We start from the raw sequence: 24,071 nt of genomic DNA, 5'->3' as shown, positions 1-24,071 counted from the left end.
TATTTGGAAATACTATCTACTGGCGAAAAGATAAAAAGAGCTAGAGTATTTAAAGGTATAACATTGAAAGAATTATGCGGAAATAAGATTTCAATTGCCAAGATGAGCTGTATAGAAAATGGAAAGATTAAGGCAGATACCGAATTACTGAATTATATAGCTGAGAAGATAGAAATAGATGTAGATTATTTAATAGAAGACGTATATGAACAAATTTCAAATAATCTAAATATAATAAAGAGGAATGTATCTTCCGATACTGATTCTGAAAGTAAGTTGAAAGATAACCTAAGCTATGCACTAAAATATAAATATTATGATTTAGCTTTTGAATTAATACACATATTATTCTCGTATTATGTAGAAGAAAATAAGGTTGAAAATATTCAGCTTATAGTTTCTCAATATTATGATTTATATCAAAGAAATAATACGGAAGAAAATACAGCTATCTACTTTAAAGATATGGCACGTTATTTATCTCAAAATGGTGAATATATTGAGGCTATTTCTTACTACAGCAAGCTTAGAGAAATGTTTAGATTGAAAGAAGATGGATTTGATAGTTCAGAGTACTGTTTAATAGGCTACAATGAGGCTCTGTGTTATCAGAATTTAAGAAAATCTGAAGAAGCATATAGCATTTTATCAGAAATCATAGGATATGTTGATGACCTTAAAACAGATGAAAGCAAGGGAAAAATATATCATATATATGCTACAGTATGCATTAAGCTTAAAAAAGATTATGTTGATGAATATAAAATGAAAGCATTTCAATATCAAAAATATAATCCTATTTCTCTGGCAGCATCTCATGGAAATTATGGAAAGTATTATTTTGAAGTAGAAGAAAAGGAAAAAGCAATCTCTGAAATAGAAGATGGAATAAAGATATTTCCACAAGATAATGTAGAAAAATATGTGGAGTTTTTGAATTATTGTACAAGAATATTAATTGATAATTCAGAGTATGAGATAGCTTATAGGATTACAGAAGAATCATTAAATTTAGCTATTATGACTGATAATATAAAGTTAATTGAGAAGTCATATTATTTTAAAGGTATAATTCTTCAGAAAATGGACAAACATTTGGAAGCCGAAAAATATATGAATCTATCATTAGATTCGTTGTTTAAATTTGGTACCAGAGAAGAAAGAAGAAATAGATATGTAGATATGGGTAAGCTTTATTATAAGCTTGGACTTACAGCGGATTCGCTAAAATACTTTAATCTTGCATTAGCTGTTGATAAAAAAATCTAATTTCTCGTAAATATATATAGAAGGGCGATATTTTGTTAATTCGATTATAATGGATTAACAAAATATCGCCACTTCTATTTTTTTATATTCACAATTAAGCCTTTAAGATCAGTAATGATATATTTAAGCTATTAAATTCATATGGATATTATTGTTACTAATTTTTTGAACAAGAGTCAATGAAGTAATCTAATAAATCATCTATATTAATAACTCCTACAATTTTTTCGTCTTCAATAACAGGCATTGTTATAATATCATTTTCTCTTAGACGCTTAGCTACAGTGAGTAGATCTTCGTCAGATTGCGCAGAGATAACTGATTTTGACATAACCCACTCAACTGGACAGCTAACATAATGTCCTGGATGTATCATGAATCTATATATATCAGCTTTTACTATCATTCCTACTACAATTTCTTTATCATCTACTACTGGCATTCCATTAATATTAAGTTTGTCCATAAAATCTAAAGCTTTATCTATAGTATCGTTTACATTAATTGTATGGAAATTTGGTTTAATGATAGAACTTATTTTCATAACATCACCTCTTTTAAAAAAGTTTAATATCGTTAAGCTGTAAAATAACAGGCTAATAATATTTATATTACTATTTTACTATAAAACAACAAAATTTAAAATAAATCTTTAGATGATAAAAAAATTTAAAAAAAAGACTGAATAAACTTTGACTTTCTTTGACCTATGTATTATTATATAGATAAAGAGGAATTATTTAGGTATAGTGATAAACTAGTTCTAATAATGATTTCGAAATTTAACATAGAGATTTAGGAGGAATAAGTATGAATATTGATAAAATGACGTTGAGAGTTCAACAAGCATTGAATGATGCCAATGTTACAGCTGTTAAATTTAATCATCAGCAAATAGATTTAATTCATCTTTTTTCAGCTCTTGTAGAGCAGGAGGACGGGTTAGTTCCTAATATTCTTACTAAAATAGGTATATCAGTAAAGAATTTAAAAGCGTCAGTAAATAAGGAATTAGATGCAATGCCAAAGGTTTTAGGAGAAGGAGTTGGCAATGTATATATAACTAGAAAAGTAGAGGAAGTGTTAATTAAAGCTGAAGAATTTTCGAAACAGTTTGAAGATTCATATGTTAGTGTTGAACATTTAATGCTTGCTATTATAGAAATAGATAACAATCAAGTTTCTAAAATATTAAAGCAATATAATATAACCAAGGATAATTTCTTAAAAGTTCTTTCTGAAGTTAGAGGAAGTCAAAGAGTTGAAACGCAAGATCCAGAAGGAACATATGATGCATTAGCAAAGTATGGAACTAATTTAGTTGACCTTGCTAAAAAGCATAAGTTAGATCCTGTTATAGGAAGAGATGAAGAAATAAGAAGGACAATAAGAATTTTATCAAGGAGAACCAAGAATAATCCAGTATTAATAGGTGAACCTGGTGTTGGTAAAACAGCAATTATTGAAGGATTAGCTGAAAGAATAGTTAGAGGAGATGTTCCAGAAGGCCTTAAGGATAAAATTATATTTGCTTTGGATATGGGATCTTTGATTGCCGGAGCTAAGTATAGAGGTGAATTTGAAGAAAGATTAAAAGCAGTATTAAAAGAAGTTCAAAGCAGTGAGGGTAGAATATTACTATTCATAGATGAAATTCATACAATAGTTGGAGCTGGTAAGACTGATGGAGCAATGGATGCTGGTAATTTGATTAAACCATTATTAGCAAGAGGAGAGTTACATTGTATAGGTGCTACAACTTTTGATGAATATAGAAAATATATTGAGAAAGATAAAGCTTTAGAAAGAAGATTCCAACCAGTAATTATAGATGAACCTACAGTGGAGGATACAATTGCAATACTAAGAGGATTAAAAGAAAGGTTTGAAATCCATCATGGGATTAGAATTCATGATTCAGCTATAGTATCTGCTGCAAAGCTTTCTGATCGATATATTCAAGATAGGTATATGCCTGATAAGGCAATTGATTTAATTGATGAAGCTGGAGCTATGATAAGATCTGAGATAGATTCCCTCCCAACAGAACTTGATATTATAAGAAGAAAAATATTTAAGTTAGAAATAGAAAAAGAAGCCTTATCAAAAGAGAAAGATGAGGGTTCAAAAAATAGGTTAGATGATCTAGAGAAAGAACTTGCAGGATTAAAAGAAAAGAATGATGAAATGACTGCAAAATATACCAAAGAAAAAGAGCAAATTACAGCTATTAAAACCTTAAAAAGTGAGTTAGATGATGCTAGAGGAGAAATAGAAGTAGCTCAAAGAAACTTTGACTATAATAAAGTTGCTGAGATTCAATATAGTAGGATTCCTGCGTTAGAAGAAGAAATTAAGCAAAAAGAAATTGAATTAAAAGAAAACTATGAAGGTGCTTTATTAAAAGAGGAAGTAACTGAGCAAGAAGTATCTGCTGTACTTTCCAAATGGACTGGAATTCCTGTAACTAATTTACTTGAAGGAGAAAGGGAAAAACTTTTAAGACTAGAAGATGATATGAGTAATAGAGTCATAGGGCAGGGTGAGGCAATAGAAGCTGTAACTAATGCAATACTCAGGGCAAGAGCTGGGCTTAAAGATATCAATAGACCAATAGGATCATTTATATTCTTAGGGCCAACAGGAGTTGGTAAAACAGAGCTTGCAAAAACACTAGCTAGAAATTTATTTGATTCAGAAGAAAATATTATTAGAATTGATATGTCGGAATATATGGAGAAGCATTCAGTGTCTAGATTAGTTGGAGCGCCTCCAGGATATGTAGGTTATGATGAAGGTGGTCAGCTAACAGAAGCTGTAAGAAGAAAACCATATAGCGTAATTTTATTTGATGAAATTGAAAAAGCGCATGAAGATGTGTTTAATATATTCCTTCAAATATTAGATGATGGTAGATTAACTGATAATAAGGGTAAAACTGTAGATTTTAAAAATACTATAATAATTATGACTTCAAATATCGGAAGTAAATATTTATTAGAAAATACTAATGAAGATCACGTTGATGAAGAAATAAAATCAAAAGTAATGAGTGTTTTAAAATCAAGATTTAAACCAGAATTTTTAAATAGAGTAGATGATACTATAATGTTTAAACCTTTGACAGAGTCTGGCATTAAGAAAATTATAGATATATTCTTAAGAGAAGTAAGTTTAAGGTTAAAAGATAAAAATATCGAAATAGAAGTTACAGATAAAGCAAAAACAATAATGGCAAGAGAAGGTTATGATGTGGTTTATGGAGCAAGGCCGTTAAAAAGATATATACAGAACACTTTAGAGAATAGACTCGCTAGGATGATAATTAAGGGTGAACTAGGCTATGGATCTAAGGTTGTGATTGATAATAAAGATGAAGAAATAATAATAAAACCACTTTAGTAAAAAATAAGTTTTGTAAAATTCCTGTAGATAAATGTGATCTATAGGAATTTTTATTCTCTAGAAAATTATAATCAAAAAAATGTGAGTAACTTTTTAAGTAGTAAATAGGAATCGGTATATTTGTATTATATACCATATTTTAATTCTTCATAATAGTTTTATATGTAACCAATAATTAAAACAAGAAAAGAGGCAGCTTTTAGCAAGTGCCTCTTTATAATTTATATTCTTTAAAAAATATTTTATTTTACTTGTTTAGAGTTTAGTTAAATTTTTTTCTTAATTCTAAATATAGCTACAATTACAGGGACTGATATTACAGCACTCACTATAGCTTCAGGAACTCCATTTGTTAAACCAATGGTTGCAATTGCAATTCCAGCAGTTTGTGGATTTATCTTTAAAATAGCAGAGTATCTTTCTAAGTAAAATACGTAAGTTAAACCCAAAACACCTATAGTGTTAATTAATGTAGCACAGATTGATGCTATTGCAATACTAATGCTTTGATTTTTAAATCTCTTTCTAAGAAGTATATACACATAGTATGCTACAATTCCAATTAGGACTCTAGGAACTAATGCAATTATAGGATTCCAAAATATAAATGATGTTGGACCAGGAGCGGTAAAATTTTGATACATTGAGAATAAACCAAAAACTAATCCAACTAGGGATCCAACTATAGGTCCTTCAACTATCGCACCTATAATAACTGGGATATGCATTATAGTAGCTTTTACAGGTGGAATTGGTATGAACCCAAGCCCGGTTAATCCTAAGAAAATTGAAATTGCAGAAAGCATTCCGATCATTGCAATCTGTCTAACTGAAAATTTAGATTTAGTATAGTCTCTTTCCATAAGGTACCTCCGTTCTTATTCCTTGATATATGGATATAATTCGGAAAAATATATAATATATACGAATTTCCGTTCAGCTTCTAATTGAATACCGACACATATTATTTTACCACGTTAGAAAAAATGTTCAATTATATTTTAAAAATATAAACTTAAATATAGTAATAATAATTACTGATTCTATATTTAATTCTACGAACTTAGAAAAAAGTTGATTTCCATACAAAATATGAATAAATTTACAAATCTAATTTATGGATTTAATCCATAAAAATTTGAATTATAAGAAATAAAATGATAATATATAACCATAACAGAAATTGAATAGTATAAAAGGCTAGGGGTGCCAATTTAATTGGCTGAGAGAAGCTTATTTGCTTTAACTCTTTTGACCTGATGTGGCTAATACCACCGTAGGGAAGCAATAAATATTTTAGAAGATTTATAAGACTTACCTTAGGGTAAGTCTTTTTATTATCTAGTAATTTATTGATGGAAGGCGAATAAGTAGAGGTTCTGCCCATTGGTCGTACAAATTATGAAAAAAGACTGCTAAGAAAATAATGAGTAAATAATGAACAGATATATTAAGTTTTAAAATTTATTTAGATTGGGGATATTAGTTTGAAAGTTTTAGTAAATGAAAGAGAAATATATATTGAGGGAGAAATTACTGCATTTGAAGTTAGAAGCAGGATAAAAAGTGATGCGGATATAGTTATTTTAAATGGTTTTCCAATTAAACAAGATTATTCTCTAAATGAAGGCGATAAAGTTACTTTAATTAAGAGAGGCGAGGTGCCTAAAAAAGAAGAGTTAGAGGCACTAATGGTAAGTAGACATACTCCAAAGGTTCATGAGAAAGTTAAGAAGGCGAAGATAGCTATTGCTGGACTTGGTGGACTTGGTTCAACAGTAGCATTAGCGTTGGGAAGAGTTGGGGTTGGACATATAAAAATAATAGATTTTGATGTGGTTGAACCTAGTAATTTAAACAGACAACAATACTTTATAAGACATATTGGAATGAAAAAATGCCACGCATTAAAAGAAATATTGTTAGAAATCAATCCGTTCATAAATATCGAAGTTGTTGATACGTATGTAGATAAGGATAACATTAAAGATTTATTTGAGGATATGGATATTGTAATTGAAGCATTTGATGGGGCAGAAAATAAAGCGATGATAGTTAGAGAAGTTTTACTTCAGACAGAAAAACCAAAGGTTATTTCAGCCTCAGGTATGGCAGGATATTATTCTAACAATCTAATAATCAGCAAAAAAATAAATACAAGGCTATATATGTGTGGAGACTTTAAAAATGAGGCAAAAGTAAATGAGGGGCTAATGGCACCTAGAGTTGGTATCGCAGCATGTCATGAAGCAAATATGGCTCTTAGATTAATATTAGGAGAAGAGGTATAAACTAAAGATGTCTGTAATTGGAATAACAAATAGAAAACTTTGTAGGGACTTTTTTGATCAAATAAAAAAAATATCAGAATCTAATCTAGATTTCTTAATTATACGAGAAAAAGATTTAAGCAGTGAAGAGCTAATGATATTAGTTTTGAAAGTAAAAGAGGAACTGAAAAATACAAATATCAGAATAATACTAAATTCCAATATAGATATTGCTAAAAAGTCCAATGTTAATGGAATTCAGTTATCATTTAATGATTTTATAAATATTAGTAACAGGTTATGCACAGGAAGAGCAATAAATTCTAAAGAAATGGTGGATAATTTTCATTTTAGTGGGGATAAATATAAAATATATAAGATGATCGGCGTTTCAATACATAGTTGCGAAGAAGGTATACAAGCGGCTAAATTAGGAGCAGACTATGTTATTTATGGCCATGTGTTTGAAACTGATTGTAAAAAAGGTCTTCCTCCTAGAGGAATTAAGGAAATAGAGGCTCTTTCCAAGAAGATTAACATTCCAATTATCGGAATAGGCGGAATAAATCAAGATAATTATAAGAAAGTATTGGATGCTGGAGCAAGTGGAATTGCTATAATGTCTAGTTTGATGAAAGACAAAAACCCTGAAGAACTAGTGAAATCTCTTTCTAAATAAACATTACTTTGATATATGAAAATCAAAGTACGAATACGAATAATTAAAATCAGCTAATATTAAAACCTAAAAACACTTGTAAATCTTAAGTGTTCATTATAAACTCTTTAAAGAAAGATATATTCAAGAACAATTAGTATCTATGATCTGGATACTATTAAGATAATAAGGAGAAATGAAATAATGAGTACAATTGCAGGAAAAGGCTGTCCAAGAATTATACCAGATGGAGAAAAAAAGCCACTAGAAGAGATTGAAAAAGCTATAATTAAAAGCTATAGAAAGCATATTTGGTCAAAATTTGTTAAGGCAATTAAAGAATATAATTTAATTCAAGAAGGAGATAAAATTGCTGTTGGAATTTCTGGAGGAAAAGATAGTATACTTATGGCAAAATTATTTCAGGAGTTGCAAAGACATGGTCAAGTTAAATTTGAATTAGTATTTTTAGCTATGGATCCAGGGTATCATCCAGATATAAAAAATTTACTAATAGAAAATTGTGAGCATCTAAATATTCCGATTCACATGTATGAATCAGGCATTTTTGATGTTGTTGATAAAATGGCTAAGGATTACCCATGTTATTTGTGCGCAAGAATGAGAAGAGGCTCTCTTTATGCAAAAGCAAAAGAATTTGGATGTAACAAACTTGCATTAGGGCATCATTATAATGATGTAATTGAAACAACTATGCTAAACATTTTATATGGTGGTAATTTTAAGACAATGTTGCCTAAACTAAAGGCCAAAAATTTTGAAGGTTTAGAATTAATTAGGCCTATGTATTTTATAGAGGAAGAGTATATAAAAAGATTTATAAATTATAGTGGTATATGGCCATTGAATTGCGCTTGTATGGTTGCAGCTGAAAGAATAGGTAATAAGAGATATGAAATAAAAGATCTTATTAAAGAATTAAAGAAGAATTTTAGCGGAGTTGAAAAGTCTATCTTTAAAGCAGCTGAAAATGTTAGTATGGATTCAATATTAGGTTGGCAAAAGGGCGAAGAAAAGCATTCTTTTCTAGATTATTACGATGAAGAGTAGACTTAAGTAACTAAAAGTATTTATTAATTTGGAAATGTATGTTATGCTATAATTAACCATATACCAATAGATGAAAAGGAAGAGTAGAGATGGAAAATAATCCTATGGGGATCAGTGATCCAAACATATTGTTAAGTGTAATAAACATGAAATTAAGAGATCAATATGGTTCATTAGATATTCTTTGTGATGATTTAGAATTATCTAAAGACGATATTATAAATATATTAATAAGTATCGGATATAAATACGAGGAAGAAGAAAATCAATTTAAGAATTAGAGTCTTAATAAATAATTATTCATAAAGTTAGGAAGGTGATGTTATATGAATTTAAAAAAGACAGGCAAATTAATTACTGTTATAGCAGCAACAGCAGCTTTAATAGCATCATTAGCAAATGATAAGAAATCTAAAGATTCTAACAAACAGGAATAGTACAAATTATAGAATTATGTGAAGGATTGTATATATATGATTAGGGAGGAACTTCAATTAAATCATGAGGAAATATTTGATTCTATACCAATTTTGGGCGTTAATATAATTTGGAATCAATCAGAGCTTAAATTAATAATTGATGATACAATGAAAAGTTTTTTTGAAGAGTATGATACTAAGAATGAAACTTTAGATCAATTTATAAATTTTGTTGGTGAAGAAGATAAACAAAATGTTTTAAGCTTTTTCTCTCAAGATTTAAAGAGACACTATATAAATAGAGAACAAATGCAGCTACAATACAAGATGGAAAGTCCTAGGGGTAACATTGTTGAGTTTATTCTTGTCGGGAAGTCAATTAAAAGTAATGAACAGTATTACTTTACTGGAACTAGTTATTGCTTTAAGGACTTAGAGAATGAATATGGTGATATAGATTCTTTGACGAAAAATTGGAAAGAATCTATGGTCAATAAAACAATAGATTCAATAATTCATAGTGATAGAATTACAGGGCTACCTAATAAATATTTTTTCAAGAACACGGTAGCCAAAATGTTACAAAATGTTGTTAATAGTAATACTAGAGCCGCGATGCTGATAATAGATTTAGATAATTTTAAATATGTAAACGACTCCTACGGGCATGATTTTGGAGACTTAGTGTTAAAAGAAGTGGGCTATAATATAGTCGAATCTGTTACAGAAGATATATTAGTATCAAGATATAGCGGCAATACTTTTCTGCTATTTAAGCCAAATATAATTGATATACAAGAAATTATAACTTTGGGTAATGCTATAGCAAAGTCTTTTGAAAAACCTAATATAGTGAATGGAAGAAAAATATACTTAACAGCAAGTATTGGTGTTTCTCTATCTCCAGATCACGGAATAGATTATAATACATTACTCAAAAATGCAGATGCAGCAATGTATGAAGCAAAGAAAAATGGTAAAAATGAGTGTGATTTTTTTGATGATAGCCTTTCTGATGAGCTAAACAGAGTTTATAGCTTGCAGAAAGGGTTGAGAACTGCACTGAATAATAATGAATTATATGTTATGTTTCAACCTAAAGTATCACTCGATGATTCTTTGGTAAACGGATTTGAAGCTTTAGCAAGATGGGAAAGTCGTGAATTTGGAATGGTAAGCCCGGCGGAGTTTATTCCGATCGCAGAAAGTTCAAAAATGATAATTCCAATTGGAAGTTTTGTTTTGGAAGAAGTATTCAAAAAGACGAAATGTCTTTTAAACGAGGGAAATGATAATTTTAAGATAGCAGTTAATTTGTCTGAAATGCAGCTCAGAGAGGATGTTGTTTTATCAGATTTTAAAAAACTAATAAAGAAATATAAAATTCATCCAAAGTATATAGAAGTAGAAATAACAGAAAGTATGCTAATGAAATCATTTGATAGAAACGTTAAGATCCTTCAGGAGATAAAAAAATTAGGAGTAAGCATTGCTTTAGATGACTTTGGGACGGGATACTCTTCACTTAACTATTTGACAAAATTACCTATAGATGTGCTAAAGATAGATAGGAGTTTTGTAATTGATTTGATGAACAATCCTAAGAGTAAATGTATTGTAGAGAATATAATAAACTTATCACATCAATTGGGGATAGAAGTAGTGGCAGAAGGTGTTGAAGAAAAATCGCAAGTTGAATATTTAAGAACAATATTATGTGATGTTGTTCAAGGATACTATTTCAGTAAACCAAGAATGTTTGACGCAATTAAGAATATAATCGGTAAGGAAATTTTATAAAAGTGTTGACAAACACTATTTGAGGATATAATATAAGATTATAAAATAAATCCTACGAAGAGGGATAGTAATCATATAACAATGTTAAAGAGAGCTGAAGGTGGTGAGATTTCAGTACGGTAGTTAATGATGAATGGGCCTTTGAGGAGCGAGATGAAATCTTTTGAGAGTAGTTTAGCCGTAAGTCGCACGTTATAGCGAATAAGATATGTTTGTATCTGAAATGAGAGGCATTTTATGCAATCTAGGTGGCAACGCGGATAATATCCGTCCTATTAATTATAGGACGGTTTTTTTATATTCTTTTTTAGTAGTTGTTAACCAAAAGACTCTATATTTGGAAGCATAACAAAGAAATATATTTAAATATTGGGGCGTGATAAGTATGTTGTGAAAGAAAGTGGTTTCGACTTAAAAATAAAATAAGCAAAGATTAACAAGGGGGATTTTTATTATGAATACAAAGAAAATGGCAACAAATGCAATTTTAATAGCAATAGGAGCAATATTACACCAGGTTACACCACCATTCGGTATGCAGGCAGATTTCTCATTGGCAATGTTATTTATAATAATAGTGTTTAATAAAGATTATAAAACAACATTACTATGTGGGATTATTATGGGAGTGTTTGCAGCACTAACAACTAAAACACCAGGAGGACAATTACCAAATATTATAGATAAATTTATAACTTGTAATGTTATGTATTTGATATTAATGCCTTTAAGAAATAAAGTTAATAAGTTAGTGCAAGTATCAATATTATTACCTTTAGGAACTTTAGTGAGCGGAACAGTATTTTTAACTTTACTAGCGAATATAGTAGGATTACCTGGAGGATTATCGTTTGATGTACTTTTCATATCAGTAGTCGTGCCAACAATAATAGTGAATACAATATCAGGAATTATAATGTTTAAAATTGTTGAAAAGATTACATCGGTAAATGGAAGCTATGCGGTAGAATAGATATTTTGTATAATTTAAAGAGGCTATTTCAAAAGGATTAATTTTGAGATAGCTTCTTTATTTTATCCATTATTATTTTTTCATGAAATGATATTCTTCATCAGTATTTTCATCGATTGCTTTAAATTCATAGCCATTATCTTTATAATATTTAATTACACTAGGTAAAGCCGTTACTGAATTTTTACTCATATATGCACAATGCATTAATAGTACTACACGCTCTTTGTCACTTTTGGAATTTTTAATAAATGTACTTGGACTAGCATTAGGGTGAGCACCATCACCACTATCTGTATTCCAATCGTAAATTTTTAGGTTATTTTGATGAAGTAAATCCACCATAGACTGCGAAATTTTATAACAGTTATTATTACAACCAAAAGGGAATCTTAGTATAGTTGGCTTAATACCAACTATGGAATTAATTATTTGCTGGGTATCCAACATCTCTTTTAGAAATTCTTCATTAGAGTGATAAAGGATATTTCGATTATGACTCATACTATGAAGACCAAGGGCATGCCCTTCATTATACATTCTTTTAACTAAATCTTCTTGTCCTTTGATTTGACTTCCTATTAAGAAAAAGGTTGCAGGAACAGATTCTTGTTTTAATATGTCCAAAACATTAGTGGTCACCTTTCCAGCTGGGCCATCATCGAAAGTTAGATATATTATTTTTTTTTCATCAGCAAGAACCGTATGCATAAGAAGATTTTGATAATTAATTATAGTTATTATAATCAAAACAAAAGGAATGTATTTCTTTAGCGATTTTAGATTCATATTATCACCTTCCTAAATGTTTTTACAAAAAGTATTATGTCCTAAAATTAAATTTATATTATAAGCCTTTATATACTTTTGGTTCCAATGATAATTAAGAAGATATAATTATAAAAATATGAATTTATGTAAAAAAGTAGATAATTAATTGAATTAGATATAATAGTGTTCAGGATTATGCTAAAATATGGTATAATTTTAGATAGATTGGTAAACTTCAAGTTAGTGAAGAAAAGGGATGAATTAGAATTGAGAAATGTAAATAATAAATATCTAATAGAGCATGAGATAGTTATTGAAGAGAATTTTTCAAATTATATTGTTACAGACATAGAGAGAGACGCAAGATATGTTCTATGTATTTTGAAAAATGGTTTTACATATGAGAAAACAAGAGAATATTTATTGAGTAAATTTAAGACTATTAAAAATCTTAATTTTGAGAACGTTACTAACATTATAAATATTGAAATAATTTATAGTATTAATGGGATAAAACTTGACACTCCTCAATATGGGTATTTAATGGAGTATGTAGAGGCTAAACTGGATACACAAGATTATTTTAATAAATGTGACTTTCATAAGAAATTAGATACATTTATGGAGATTTGTGCTGCTATCAATACGCTAAACATGCAGGGATATATATTTGATGATATTAGTATGAAGGATGTAATATTAATTCCCGACTCTAACAATAATGTGAAAGTCAAAATGAAAGATTTGTTAGCAAATGAATTAAGAAAGTTCAATTTAATAAATTCATTACCTTACCAATATAACATCGAAACAAGAGAAGATATAAATTCAAATAAAGATAATATTGTACAAGTTGCAGAACTGTGCAGACAAATATTCACAGAATCAGAACTTGAAACAGGATTTAAAGGATTAGAAGATATAAAAAATATATATAATCGAGTGAATACTATAAATAAATCGTTTAAACTTAAATATTTTATACAAAATATAAACAAAAAAATGAAGAAGAACTATAGAGTGTTTATTAGTGAGGCTTTAAATAAGATTAAAACGGATTTAGATATAATAGGAATGACAGAAGAAATAAAAATAGTGGAAAAAAATTTTCAGAGGATATTGGAAAACAAGCAGAGAAATAAGTTTATAAATTTCAATGGTGAAGATGGAAGTGGAAAAACCAGACTTTTAGAAGAAATTAAATATAGATTTGAAAATAAATACTTCAAAGACATTATATATATTGATGATTTTAATAATAAAAATGCAAGCAACGAAGAGCAATATAATACAATACTAAATTACATTTTAAATAAAGTAGATAAGAATCTGAGAGATAAGTATGAAATTTATATAAAAAAATTTATTTCTATATTATTTGAAAAAAATTCTACAAATAGTGAAAATAATAAACAAAAGCTTCAATTGATTAATAGAATGGGGAAGTTCATAAGTGAGTATACAATGACTAAGCCATTTATAATGATAATAGATGATTTAGATAAAAAAAATGAAGTTTTCAAACTGTTTATTAAATATATAATCTTTTTAAGAAATAACTTAGAAAATGTTATGATAATATTTTCTATGAATGAAAGCAGTGTTGATGAAAATTTCATAAAGTTCATAAATGAACTAAAACAAGTGGAGAAGTACGAAGAATATAAAATAAATTATTTTAATCAATATAATACTACTAAGATGATTAGAAGTATGCTTAATACAGGTACTGATGTTAATAAGTTAGCGGTAAAGATATATTCAGAAACGCTAGGGAATCCACAGTATATAAGTGGAGTTATAAATGAATTATACGGTAATGGAACCTTATATTTTGATAGCAATAATGGAGAATGGAAGACTAATATTAAGGTTCAAGATATACTTATACCCAAATCTCTAGAAAGAAGATTAGAGGCAAGTATTTTTTCATTAAATGAAGAAGAAATTAATATTTTAAAGGAGTTAGCTATATTTAAAACGCCTTTATCAGAAAAAATAATTTTAGAATATGTAATAATGGATTCTGATAATATAGAAATTTATGATAATTTAAAATCAAAAGGCATTTTGACTGATAAAATAAGTGATCAAGGTATACTTATAGGTTTTAGAAATAATTTATTAAGAAATATATTGTATTTAAAGCTAAGTGAAGAAGAAAGAATTAAATTACACTCTAAGGCATCTATTTTTATGGAAAAAATTTTACTTGATACAGATTATTATATAGAAGAATTATTATTGCATTTAGAAAAAAGTAATAGTTACGAAAAAGCATATTTTTATACATTAAAATACGCAGAAGCTCAGGATCTGTTAGGTGATATATCGAAGGCAATATCATATTATAAGAAGGTATTAACATATCCTAGTGATTCAAGTGGAAGTGAAGTGGCAATTAAGATTGCAAAGCTTTATGAAAAAAAATCTAACCATGAAAAAAGTTTTGAACATTTTGAAAAGGCAAATCAAATAGCAATACAGAATGACGAAATTGAAATTGAAATATATACGCTGCTTGAAATGATAATAATAAAAATTAATAGTATTACAGATATAGATACAGGGATAGATTATTCTTTAAATTGTGTACGAAGATTGCTAGATAAAGAACACTATCCTAAGGGAGAGGTTTATTATTACTATGCACTTTCATTAAAATATAGATTAGAATATAACAATAAATTAACGATGCTTAATGCACAAAAAGCAATAATTATATGTGAAGAAAATAAGATAAAAGAGGATGTATATGGTTGGGCAGTGAGTATCCTTATTAATATATATATAAAGAAGGGGAATTATAAAGAGGCCAAAAATTTATGTTTATATGCAAGCAGTATATTTATTAATAACAATAATATTAATGGTCAATTATATATTAAACTATTAGATGCATCTGTCTGTAAGGAAGAAGGAAGAGATAACAAGGAGATTTTAGAGCAATATTTGGAAATAGCTAGAGAAGGAAATAAACAGAAAGTATACAAGAGGGAAATATTGAGTCTAATTTGCATAGCAGATATTTATAGTCAGGAAAAAAGATATTTAGAAGCAGAGAAATATCTATTAAGAGCACTAGAAAGAGAAAGAGAAGAGGGGATAGACTCTTATTCATTTAATATTTGCAATGAACTTTGTTTGTTATATATAAAATCAGGAAGGATAAGTCTGGTAGTAAAGTATCATAATTTAATAATGCAAATGCAAAAAGGATTAAAGCTATTGGAAGATAGAATTATAAATACAAACTATACATATGCTTTATATAATTTGATGATTTGTAATTATGATTTGGCATATGACCACTTGAAAAAAATATATGCTCTAATATTTAATAGCAATAGTTCTAAGTATAAAATAGTTGTTTGCAATTACTTTGAGCTTATTTTATATAAATGTAAAAATGAGAGTGATATAAGAAATGTATACAATAAGTTAGAGAAAAAAATTAAGCTATTACAGGATGTAGATACATGTCTTGAAATAAGGATAAGTGCTATTAGAAGAATTTTAACACTTGGATATAAGGGATTGGCTAAAGAATTATTCTTTGATCTCAATGGATATCCTAAAAATTATAATGTTGAAGGAATTTATGTATATCTAGAACTCAATTTTAGAAATAGAAATCAATATAATTTTCTGATAAATAAGGCACTAAGAGTATGCTCTTTTGTGGATAATCAGGAAATTAAAGCTGATATATATTCTGCGATTGGTGAGAAGTATAATGAACTTGAATGTAATGTATTGGCATTGAATTATTATTATGAATCTATAGCTTTATATATAGATACAATAAATTTATTACCACAAAATGATAAGTTATCATATGCAAATAATAGTAGGTTTTTGGAAACACGTAAGTTATTTGTAAAATGCTTAAATGAAGATTTGGGTATAAATATGAGTTTTAAATCAACACAATTTATAAAAACAATTGAGGATTTAGAGCAAATATTAAAAGAATTAGATTTAATGAATATACTAGATAATGAAGATACATTTAAATTGGTTCAATATTTATATGAAAAATGCTATTACAATGATTTTAGAGATATATTTAAAGTCTTTGAGAAGTTTTCTAATAATACTATTGATGATATAAAAAATGTGATGAAGTATATGGCTAGATTAATTTTAGCAGATAAGGCTATGATTGTTACAGAGAACGAGCAGGGAGAAAATGATGTTATATGCACATATAGAATTAGCGACAAAAATGAAATAAATAGATACCTCTCACTAAAAGTTGATTCAGATGAAGATACATTCGCAATTTGCAGTAATGACCCTAGATTCTATCAGTTAGATGATAAGGTACTGAAAGATGGAATAAGATCTTGTATGTATATGAAAATAATAAATAGAGAAAAACACATAAATAGTAGTGCAGGAATTAATGCAAGATTAATATTTATTACTAACAACGCATTAAATTATATAAATAATGAATCAAAGAAAACAATAGAGAAATTTAAACCTTTCTTAACCTTTTTATTAGAAAAGTATAATCTTACAATAAGCTCTACACTAGACAAGCTGACAGGTGTTTATAATAGAAAATATTTTGAAGAAGCGTTACTTTTTTTATTAGATTCTGCGAAGGCAAGAGAAAGTGAATTTGCTGTAATGATGTTTGATATCGACGATTTTAAAGGCGTAAATGACAAGTATGGACATCAAACTGGAGATGAAGTCTTAGTTAAGGTTGCAGATGAAGTTAAAAAGTGTATGAGCAAAGGTGATATTATTGGAAGATATGGAGGAGAGGAATTTATAATTCTCTTGCCTAATGTTAATTGTGAAGCAGCTATAAATTTAGGGGAGAGAATAAGAAAAAATATAGAGGAAGCAAGGATTCTAGGAGATAAAAGAAAAGTGACTGTAAGTATAGGAATAGCAATGAGTTCTTATGAATCTCTTAACAATGAAGAAATTATAAGGAGAGCTGACCAAGCTCTATATAAGGCTAAACGTGATGGAAAAAATAGATGCATCGTTTGGGAAAATGAGTGCGGAGCAAGTGGAAATACAAATGACGAATTAACTGGAGTATTATCAGGAAATGCGGCTAAAGATTATAATTTTATGTTAATGCTCAAAGAAATAGCTGGTATTGCCAAACGTAGATGTAGTAAGGAAGAAAAGATTTATAATCTTATTTTAAAGATTATGCAGACGATTGAGTGCGATGTAGCTACAATTTTTATTGTAAAAGAGAAGAAAATAGTTAATACGTATAGTAAGAGAAGAAATAAGGATAATTGGAATTTAGATGATAGGTTTAATTTTAAATTAGTAAATCAAGTCATTGAAGAAGAAAAAGGTTTATATTTAGTAGATTGGGAGAGCATGGACAGTCACAATAGTTATGGGCTTCCTGACTGGAAATCAGTCTGTATAGCTCCAATAATTTGTAACGGAGAGCTATTAGCAGTTATATACCTTTCAATTTCAGTAAATGAGAAAGAATTTATTTGTAATGACTATAATGTGCTGAATTTTTTAATAGAAATAGGTAGTTCCATTTTTCTTGGTTAAACTAACAATACATTTTAGAATGTTTTCAATTCATAATCACATAAAAGTTTATTTATCATATTATATAAAGAGAACCAATTTTTAAGAGGAGCTTTTTATGAGTGATACTGTTCCTAGAAATTATGAAAAAGAAAATATTAATGATATAGTATCTGTAGAAAATAATACCAATTATAAATTTGAAATATCCGATGATAATAAGGAGAAAAGAGATAATAAAGAGTTCATATTAAATGAGAAATCTGCAAGTCCCCAAAGAGTAGAAGAAAAAGATTGTAATGGAGGGGAAATTATTGTTACATCAATTTTGGAATGTGAAGAACACGAATATTTAAAAGGTGTAAAAATTAATTTATATAAAATAAATGGATTATCTCCTGTTCTTGTTAAATCGAAAGTTACAGATGAGGAAGGAAAAGTTATTTTTTCTGGAGTTGAGGAAGGCTGTTATAGGATAATTGAGATTATTGATAAAAGATACTTTGAAAAACCTAAGTATATAAATTGGAACGAAATAATAATAGACAATACTAATAAGAAACAAAAAATAGTAGTAGTTAATAAATTTAAAAAATTTATGGCACAAAACAAATATAAGAATTAAATAAAGAATGAAGGTTATATTTAAAAAATAAATTAATTTATTCGTAAATATAACCTTTTGCATATGTTTAATTAAGTAATAAAAATTATAGAATACTTTAATTTAAAGAAAAGAAGTGGATTTTTGTATTGGAAAATTATATAATCATAATATTATATAATCTTTAAGTAGGTGTTAGAATGGATAATTATATTTTAAAAATAAAAAAAATCGATGATAAAGCTGTGATACCTAATTATGCTCATGAAGGTGATGCTGGATTAGACCTATATGCAGTTAAAGAATTAACTTTAAAGCCGGGAGAAAGAGGATTAGTACATACAGGAATACAAATTGAACTCCCTAAAAATACTGAAGCTCAAATAAGACCAAGAAGCGGTCTTGCATTAAAAAATGGTATAACTACGTTAAATTCTCCTGGTACTATAGATGAAGGGTACAGAGGAGAAATAGGAGTTATTCTAATTAATCATGGAAGCGAAGTTTTCAAAGTGGAACCAGGAATGAAAATAGCTCAAATGGTTATAAAACCTGTAGTTAAAGTTGACATAATAGAAATAGAAGAACTATCTGAAAGTGAAAGAAATCAGAATGGATTTGGTTCATCAGGAACAAGGTAAATGGACAGGTATTGAGAGATACCTGTCTTTACTTATCAATTAAACTAATTTTAGAGATACATTGAACCTGCATGGATTATAATATCCATCAGTTATTTTCCAGTCTTTAAAGTCATTTTTATCATAAAGTAAGTGCTCTTTTCTGTGTGAAGTCATAGGTAGGTCTCCAATAAATATAGCCTCCTTAGCAACTCTTTTCAATTCTGAAATTGCTTGTTTAGCATACTCTTGATTAGGAAAATAGTGAAATGCTCCAAAGCAAAATACTTTATCAAAAGTTTTATCTTTAAAGATTAGATTATTTGCTTCTCCGTGAAGAACTGAATTGTTAAGTAATTCTATGTGCCTTTTTACAAGAGAAGAGGAATAATCTACTCCTACGTATTCACCACATTTTATATATTGAGCTAGTCCACCTGCTCCGCAGGCAACTTCTAATATTCTATCTGTTTCCTTAATGTCTAATTCTTTAACAATTTGTTTAGCTATTTCTTTTACATCAGCAGTAGTATCTTCGTATCCGTCTAATTCCTCTAAACATGTAGTATTTCCATTTCCTTTTCTTTCCCAAACTTCTTTCCAATAAGACATATCTTCCATAATTCTCTCCTCCTGAAATTTATTAAATTGAATAAAAATAAGAAATGTTTTATTCATATAAACGAGTTCAATTATTGAACAGTATTATACTAACATTGTTCAATGTTCAGTACAATAAGTTCATGCAGAATTTACCATAGTATTTCAAAATGAGAAGAGGTAATAGAAAAGTATGTAGTAAGAATACAGTGCTGAGACTGAAGTGAAAATATTCCTATGAATAAAAGATATATATACAATTCATTAAATTAAAATAGATATATATATAATTATAAATTAATTTGAATATATATTTAATCATATTTAAATTTTAAATGTAGAAAAATACCGATTTTTGCATTAGTATATAAAATTATACTTAAGACTAAATTAATATTTATAATATATTAAAGAAAAAGCATCCTATTAATAGTTACTTATTAAGGCACTTTTTTTATAATAATCATCTAATTAATGTTGGAAAAATATTTTTACAAATTATGCTTATTAACGACTTGGAGATGAATAAATATATGTTGAAAATTAGCAAATAAGGGACTATAATATATTTAACATATAGAAAAATATATAAAAAGAGAGATAAATATGGTAAAGAGTATTTCAAAAAAAATTATAAATAGTATATCTACAAATGATAACTATAGTAAAGACCAGCTAGAACAAATGGAATATATTCTAGTTAGTATTTTATTTGAGACGATAAAGCTATTTTCTGTTATAGTTATATTTTCATTGTTTGGATATTTCGACAAAATTATTATAATTTTAGCAGTCATGAGTATGACTAAGATTTTTATAGGCGGATACCATGAAGATACTCAGGTTAAGTGTTTTATAGCCACAGTGCTATTAGCAATTGGAATATTGGTGTTAAATTCTCAGTGCACTCTCTCATTTGTAGGTAACTGTATACTAATTATCTTAAGTATATTTTGCCTATGGCATCAGGTTCCAATAATAAATCCTAAAATGCCAATTACGCGCCAAGAATTAATAAATAAAAACAGAATAAGAGGTCTAAGTATTGCAACAATACTTGGTATGACATCTATATGTCTGTACAATTTTAGCAACTATTATTCGCTTATAACATGGACAATCCTATTTAACACCATATTAATGTTTAATAAAAAAGATGCTTAATGTTTTGAAATATTAATGATGAATTTTAAGCAAAATTGAAAGGGGAATGGATTTTATGAAAATTAAAAATTTATTAGGTAAGGTATTAATGATGTTATCACTTTCAATGATTATATTTGCTCCAGCATCAGCAGCTACAGCAGGAATTGAAGAAATGCCTGAATCTATGAAAAAATTGAGATAAGTCACTTTCACGTAAATTTAAGGAGGAATTTTTGGTGCGTTTATTGGCAGATATAATAGTCTCTATGATTCAAGCTATAATTTTCGCGTATTCAACAGAATGCTGCTTGAAGAGTGAAAATAAATTAAACAAACTTAAAGTGGTTTTAATAACCATAGTTACTTTTATTATAAACAGTAGCTTTACAAGTATATTTGGAAACATATCTATCTGTGTGTTTATAATACATATATCATGTTTAGTTGTAATGATTTTCTCATATAAAGATAACAAACTAAAGTCAATGATTCCCTATACATTGACATATTCTTTTATGGGGGTATATGGAATTATATCATATAATTTATTTTTTGGTTTTATAGAAGGTATGATACCAATAGAATATGCAGATATAGCTAATATTTTGATTATATATGTTCCTTATATTTTATTCTTATACTTATGTATAAAATACATGGGCAAGTTTATAGAAATGTACAAGCTAGCAGTTAGTGAAAAGATTAATATGATCGTGATTATAACAATAAGCTTCTGTCTAGATTTCGTTTTGGCCTTTTATTTAATAATCTATAATGATGAATCTAAAATGTTAAAAAATATGATAATCACAATCTTGTGCGTATTTTTAGCGTTTATCATAAAATATTTTGCAAATATAAAGAAGAAATCAGATCAAATATTTAGATTAAATGAAGCTCTAGAAGAAAAAAATAGCGAACTTAGAAAGATTAAGCATGACTACGGAGCACAGATATCGTATTTATATGGACTTTGTCTAATGGAAAGATTCGATGATTTAAAAAAATCTCTAAAAGATATTATAAATAAGAATGACTCTACGCCAACAGCTGTAGAAGTTAGCGAGAATAGAAATTCTATATTATCCCTTGCATTAAAACCGGCTATTGATATGGGAATACATGTAATAATAGAAGAAAATTGTGATTTCTCTGTAGTGAGTATTACTGAAATGGAGTTTTATAGAATAATATCTAATATAGTAAATAATGCAATAAAAGCAATGAACGGCAAAGGTATAATAATTGCAAAGGCTTATGAATATTTAGGAAATGTAATAGTAAGAATAGAGAATAATGGCCCTAGAATTCCAGAACAACATCTGAATGATATATTTAAAGTTGGGTTTACTACAAAGGAAAATAGTGATCAAAGTCATGGATACGGGTTAAGTATTGTAAAGGATTTAGTAGAGAGTCATAATGGTAAGATATATGTGAAAAGTAGCGATGTAGTTACTGAATTTAAAATAGTATTTCCTATAAAGAATTTTGTATAATATTTAGTATACTTAACTAATGGCTATACTTAGTTTAGAATAATCTCACCAATTAAATAATCGAAAGTTAGAGTATGCTATTGTTTATATACAAGACAATAACATACTTTTTTTATTTAATATATGAGCTAATATCATATATTAAATATTAACTAAATTAGGACTATTTTTGGAAAAAATATAAGATGAAGGATTTTTAGTGGTGAAAATATTGAATATTGTAATAAAAAGGATTATTATATAAATATATACTTAAATTGAAAATAATATGAGAGTGATATTAATATGGTAGATAGTATTTCGAAAAAAATTATAAATAGTATATCAACTAATGAGAAATATAACGAAGATAAACTTGAGCAGATGGAATATGTATTAAAAGTTCTTCTAAATGAATTAATAAAAACAATATTAGTGATAACAATTTTTTCAGCATTTGGATATTTTAAAGAAATAATTATTATTGATTTGACTATGTGTGTTATTAAGCCTTTCATTGGAGGGTATCATGAAAATACACAGATTAAATGTTTTGTAGCTACACTCATATTGGAAATTGGGATCTTGATTTTAAGTTTACAATGTAATATTGGTTTTATAAGTAATTGTATCTTAATTTCTTTAAGTATATTCTGCATATGGAATCAAGCTCCAATAATCAATTCTAAAATGCCAATTTCGCGTCCTCAATTACTAATGAACAATAGGATTAGAGGTTTAAGCACTTCAATATTTTTAGGAGCATTGTCTGTGGTTTTGTATAATTACAGTATTTATTATTCTTTAATAACATGGACAATTTTATTTCAAGCTATACTAATGTTTAATAAGAGAGAAAGTTAAAAATTAGGCACTATATTAAAAGTAATAAGCAAAGGGAGATGTTTTTATGATTAAAAAATTAATAGGTTTGTTGTTAGAAAAAATGTCAAATTCAATGGTTACGTTAGCTCCAGCATCATTTGCCAGATTTGGTGTTGAAGATATGCCTGAATCAATGAAAAAATTGAGATAACTTAATTTTTTAGAAAAAAGAGGATGCGAATAGGAATTGATTTTATGTACATAGCGACTTTTGTATTATAATGATTAGTAGTGGCTTTGAAATATGCATTATAGATTGTCTTATGAAAATAATAATGTTTTGAATTGTTAGTTTTTATGTACCTAATATAAGTTTGATAAAATTATAAAAAGTTATGGTAGAAGATTTTGATCATCAACCATAACTTTTTTATTGATGGAAATTTTTAAAATATATAAAAACTATTTTAAAAATTCAGAATAATGGTGTAAACTATATATTAAGTGATAAAACTTAACATAATTAAAAGGGGTGCGATGGCATGTATAAAATAGTGAACAAAAAGGAGCTAACAAATAATATATTTTCAATGGATATAGAAGCTCCAAGAGTAGCAAAATCTGCAAAGCCTG

20 protein-coding genes, 1 pseudogene, 1 riboswitch and 1 other annotated feature are annotated in these 24,071 nt (G+C 27.6%); of the genes and pseudogenes, 17 read left to right on the top strand and 4 right to left on the bottom strand.

Annotated features, from left to right (window positions below):
* Window positions 1-3 precede the first annotated feature (3 nt).
* A complete protein-coding gene (locus L3B96_RS18190; protein ID WP_011967991.1) occupies window positions 4-1,269 on the top strand; it encodes a transcriptional regulator in 1,266 nt (421 codons plus the stop codon).
* 157 nt (window positions 1,270-1,426) lie between these two features.
* Here L3B96_RS18190 and L3B96_RS18185 read toward each other — a convergent pair whose 3' ends face one another.
* A complete protein-coding gene (locus tag L3B96_RS18185) occupies window positions 1,427-1,813 on the bottom strand; it encodes a CBS domain-containing protein (protein WP_011967992.1) in 387 nt (128 codons plus the stop codon).
* A gap of 266 nt (window positions 1,814-2,079) precedes the next feature.
* Between L3B96_RS18185 and clpB the strand changes: the two genes are divergently transcribed.
* Complete coding sequence (gene clpB / locus L3B96_RS18180) at window positions 2,080-4,671, top strand: ATP-dependent chaperone ClpB (RefSeq protein ID WP_238948254.1); 2,592 nt, start codon at window positions 2,080-2,082, stop codon at window positions 4,669-4,671.
* Window positions 4,672-4,940: 269 nt separating this feature from the next.
* Here clpB and L3B96_RS18175 read toward each other — a convergent pair whose 3' ends face one another.
* Window positions 4,941-5,537, bottom strand: a complete 597-nt coding sequence (locus tag L3B96_RS18175) for an ECF transporter S component (protein WP_238899306.1) — start codon at window positions 5,535-5,537, stop codon at window positions 4,941-4,943.
* A gap of 329 nt (window positions 5,538-5,866) precedes the next feature.
* Window positions 5,867-5,974, top strand: a riboswitch (TPP riboswitch).
* 187 nt (window positions 5,975-6,161) lie between these two features.
* Here L3B96_RS18175 and thiF point away from each other — a divergent pair.
* The 6 genes from thiF to L3B96_RS18145 all read left to right on the top strand — a co-directional run bounded on the left by thiF (window position 6,162) and on the right by L3B96_RS18145 (window position 11,865).
* Window positions 6,162-6,965 carry a sulfur carrier protein ThiS adenylyltransferase ThiF gene (gene thiF / locus L3B96_RS18170; protein WP_238948253.1) on the top strand — a complete coding sequence of 268 codons (804 nt, stop codon included), beginning with the start codon at window positions 6,162-6,164 and terminating at the stop codon, window positions 6,963-6,965.
* Window positions 6,966-6,972: 7 nt separating this feature from the next.
* Window positions 6,973-7,623 carry a thiamine phosphate synthase gene (locus L3B96_RS18165; protein WP_238948252.1) on the top strand — a complete coding sequence of 217 codons (651 nt, stop codon included), beginning with the start codon at window positions 6,973-6,975 and terminating at the stop codon, window positions 7,621-7,623.
* A 183-nt stretch (window positions 7,624-7,806) separates the two neighbouring features.
* Window positions 7,807-8,673, top strand: coding sequence for a tRNA 2-thiocytidine(32) synthetase TtcA (locus tag L3B96_RS18160; RefSeq protein WP_011967997.1), 867 nt, complete (start codon window positions 7,807-7,809; stop codon window positions 8,671-8,673).
* Between the two features lie 89 nt (window positions 8,674-8,762).
* On the top strand, window positions 8,763-8,954 hold the full coding sequence (locus tag L3B96_RS18155; RefSeq protein ID WP_011967998.1) for a DUF4250 domain-containing protein: 192 nt from the start codon (window positions 8,763-8,765) through the stop codon (window positions 8,952-8,954).
* A 192-nt stretch (window positions 8,955-9,146) separates the two neighbouring features.
* Window positions 9,147-10,892 (top strand): bifunctional diguanylate cyclase/phosphodiesterase, encoded by a 1,746-nt coding sequence (locus tag L3B96_RS18150; protein WP_011967999.1) that lies wholly within the window; start codon window positions 9,147-9,149, stop codon window positions 10,890-10,892.
* A 45-nt stretch (window positions 10,893-10,937) separates the two neighbouring features.
* Window positions 10,938-11,170: a binding site (T-box leader), on the top strand.
* A gap of 176 nt (window positions 11,171-11,346) precedes the next feature.
* Window positions 11,347-11,865, top strand: a complete 519-nt coding sequence (locus L3B96_RS18145) for a tryptophan transporter (protein ID WP_238948251.1) — start codon at window positions 11,347-11,349, stop codon at window positions 11,863-11,865.
* Window positions 11,866-11,937: 72 nt separating this feature from the next.
* Here L3B96_RS18145 and L3B96_RS18140 read toward each other — a convergent pair whose 3' ends face one another.
* Entirely contained in the window at window positions 11,938-12,654 is a 717-nt protein-coding gene (locus L3B96_RS18140; RefSeq protein ID WP_017212459.1) for a polysaccharide deacetylase family protein, read from the bottom strand.
* Window positions 12,655-12,831: 177 nt separating this feature from the next.
* On the opposite strand from L3B96_RS18140, the gene L3B96_RS18135 reads away from it, so the two are divergent.
* The 3 genes from L3B96_RS18135 (at window position 12,832) to dut (ending at window position 19,410) form a co-directional block, all read left to right on the top strand.
* Window positions 12,832-18,186, top strand: coding sequence for a diguanylate cyclase (locus L3B96_RS18135; protein ID WP_238948250.1), 5,355 nt, complete (start codon window positions 12,832-12,834; stop codon window positions 18,184-18,186).
* 97 nt (window positions 18,187-18,283) lie between these two features.
* A complete protein-coding gene (locus L3B96_RS18130) occupies window positions 18,284-18,790 on the top strand; it encodes a prealbumin-like fold domain-containing protein (protein ID WP_011968003.1) in 507 nt (168 codons plus the stop codon).
* Window positions 18,791-18,969: 179 nt separating this feature from the next.
* Window positions 18,970-19,410: a dUTP diphosphatase gene (gene dut, locus L3B96_RS18125; RefSeq protein ID WP_011968004.1), complete on the top strand. Its 441-nt coding sequence runs from the start codon at window positions 18,970-18,972 to the stop codon at window positions 19,408-19,410.
* Window positions 19,411-19,449: 39 nt separating this feature from the next.
* Here the strand turns inward: dut and L3B96_RS18120 are convergent, their stop codons facing one another.
* Complete coding sequence (locus L3B96_RS18120) at window positions 19,450-20,010, bottom strand: class I SAM-dependent methyltransferase (RefSeq protein ID WP_023973628.1); 561 nt, start codon at window positions 20,008-20,010, stop codon at window positions 19,450-19,452.
* Window positions 20,011-20,595: 585 nt separating this feature from the next.
* Here L3B96_RS18120 and L3B96_RS18115 point away from each other — a divergent pair.
* From L3B96_RS18115 to L3B96_RS18100, 6 genes and pseudogenes are all read left to right on the top strand, one after another.
* Window positions 20,596-21,153 (top strand): accessory gene regulator B family protein, encoded by a 558-nt coding sequence (locus tag L3B96_RS18115; protein ID WP_238899309.1) that lies wholly within the window; start codon window positions 20,596-20,598, stop codon window positions 21,151-21,153.
* Window positions 21,154-21,208: 55 nt separating this feature from the next.
* Window positions 21,209-21,337, top strand: coding sequence for a hypothetical protein (locus L3B96_RS27320; protein WP_017212455.1), 129 nt, complete (start codon window positions 21,209-21,211; stop codon window positions 21,335-21,337).
* 34 nt (window positions 21,338-21,371) lie between these two features.
* On the top strand, window positions 21,372-22,634 hold the full coding sequence (locus L3B96_RS18110; protein ID WP_238899418.1) for an ATP-binding protein: 1,263 nt from the start codon (window positions 21,372-21,374) through the stop codon (window positions 22,632-22,634).
* Window positions 22,635-22,919: 285 nt separating this feature from the next.
* On the top strand, window positions 22,920-23,477 hold the full coding sequence (locus tag L3B96_RS18105; RefSeq protein ID WP_011968008.1) for an accessory gene regulator B family protein: 558 nt from the start codon (window positions 22,920-22,922) through the stop codon (window positions 23,475-23,477).
* A gap of 46 nt (window positions 23,478-23,523) precedes the next feature.
* Window positions 23,524-23,649: a hypothetical protein gene (locus L3B96_RS27315; RefSeq protein ID WP_257792344.1), complete on the top strand. Its 126-nt coding sequence runs from the start codon at window positions 23,524-23,526 to the stop codon at window positions 23,647-23,649.
* Window positions 23,650-23,980: 331 nt separating this feature from the next.
* Window positions 23,981-24,071, top strand: a pseudogene (locus tag L3B96_RS18100) (NAD-binding oxidoreductase); the annotation flags it as partial.

It is taken from the genome of Clostridium sp. YIM B02569 (assembly GCF_022320765.1).
Taxonomy (GTDB): Bacteria; Bacillota; Clostridia; order Clostridiales; family Clostridiaceae; genus Clostridium; species Clostridium beijerinckii.
This window is presented reverse-complemented; position numbering and strand designations above follow the sequence as displayed.

Bases quoted from the DNA above. Each gene is read 5' to 3' on its own strand.
- L3B96_RS18145 (WP_238948251.1), top strand. From the start codon at position 11,347: ATGAATACAAAGAAAATGGCAACAAATGCAATTTTAATAGCAATAGGA.
- L3B96_RS18105 (WP_011968008.1), top strand. From the start codon at position 22,920: ATGGTAGATAGTATTTCGAAAAAAATTATAAATAGTATATCAACTAAT.
- L3B96_RS18165 (WP_238948252.1), top strand. From the start codon at position 6,973: ATGTCTGTAATTGGAATAACAAATAGAAAACTTTGTAGGGACTTTTTT.
- L3B96_RS18120 (WP_023973628.1), bottom strand. From the start codon at position 20,010: ATGGAAGATATGTCTTATTGGAAAGAAGTTTGGGAAAGAAAAGGAAAT.
- clpB (WP_238948254.1), top strand. From the start codon at position 2,080: ATGAATATTGATAAAATGACGTTGAGAGTTCAACAAGCATTGAATGAT.
- L3B96_RS27320 (WP_017212455.1), top strand. From the start codon at position 21,209: ATGAAAATTAAAAATTTATTAGGTAAGGTATTAATGATGTTATCACTT.
- L3B96_RS18115 (WP_238899309.1), top strand. From the start codon at position 20,596: ATGGTAAAGAGTATTTCAAAAAAAATTATAAATAGTATATCTACAAAT.
- L3B96_RS18175 (WP_238899306.1), bottom strand. From the start codon at position 5,537: ATGGAAAGAGACTATACTAAATCTAAATTTTCAGTTAGACAGATTGCA.
- L3B96_RS18130 (WP_011968003.1), top strand. From the start codon at position 18,284: ATGAGTGATACTGTTCCTAGAAATTATGAAAAAGAAAATATTAATGAT.
- dut (WP_011968004.1), top strand. From the start codon at position 18,970: ATGGATAATTATATTTTAAAAATAAAAAAAATCGATGATAAAGCTGTG.
- L3B96_RS18150 (WP_011967999.1), top strand. From the start codon at position 9,147: ATGATTAGGGAGGAACTTCAATTAAATCATGAGGAAATATTTGATTCT.
- L3B96_RS27315 (WP_257792344.1), top strand. From the start codon at position 23,524: ATGATTAAAAAATTAATAGGTTTGTTGTTAGAAAAAATGTCAAATTCA.
- L3B96_RS18155 (WP_011967998.1), top strand. From the start codon at position 8,763: ATGGAAAATAATCCTATGGGGATCAGTGATCCAAACATATTGTTAAGT.
- L3B96_RS18160 (WP_011967997.1), top strand. From the start codon at position 7,807: ATGAGTACAATTGCAGGAAAAGGCTGTCCAAGAATTATACCAGATGGA.
- L3B96_RS18185 (WP_011967992.1), bottom strand. From the start codon at position 1,813: ATGAAAATAAGTTCTATCATTAAACCAAATTTCCATACAATTAATGTA.
- L3B96_RS18135 (WP_238948250.1), top strand. From the start codon at position 12,832: ATGCTAAAATATGGTATAATTTTAGATAGATTGGTAAACTTCAAGTTA.
- L3B96_RS18140 (WP_017212459.1), bottom strand. From the start codon at position 12,654: ATGAATCTAAAATCGCTAAAGAAATACATTCCTTTTGTTTTGATTATA.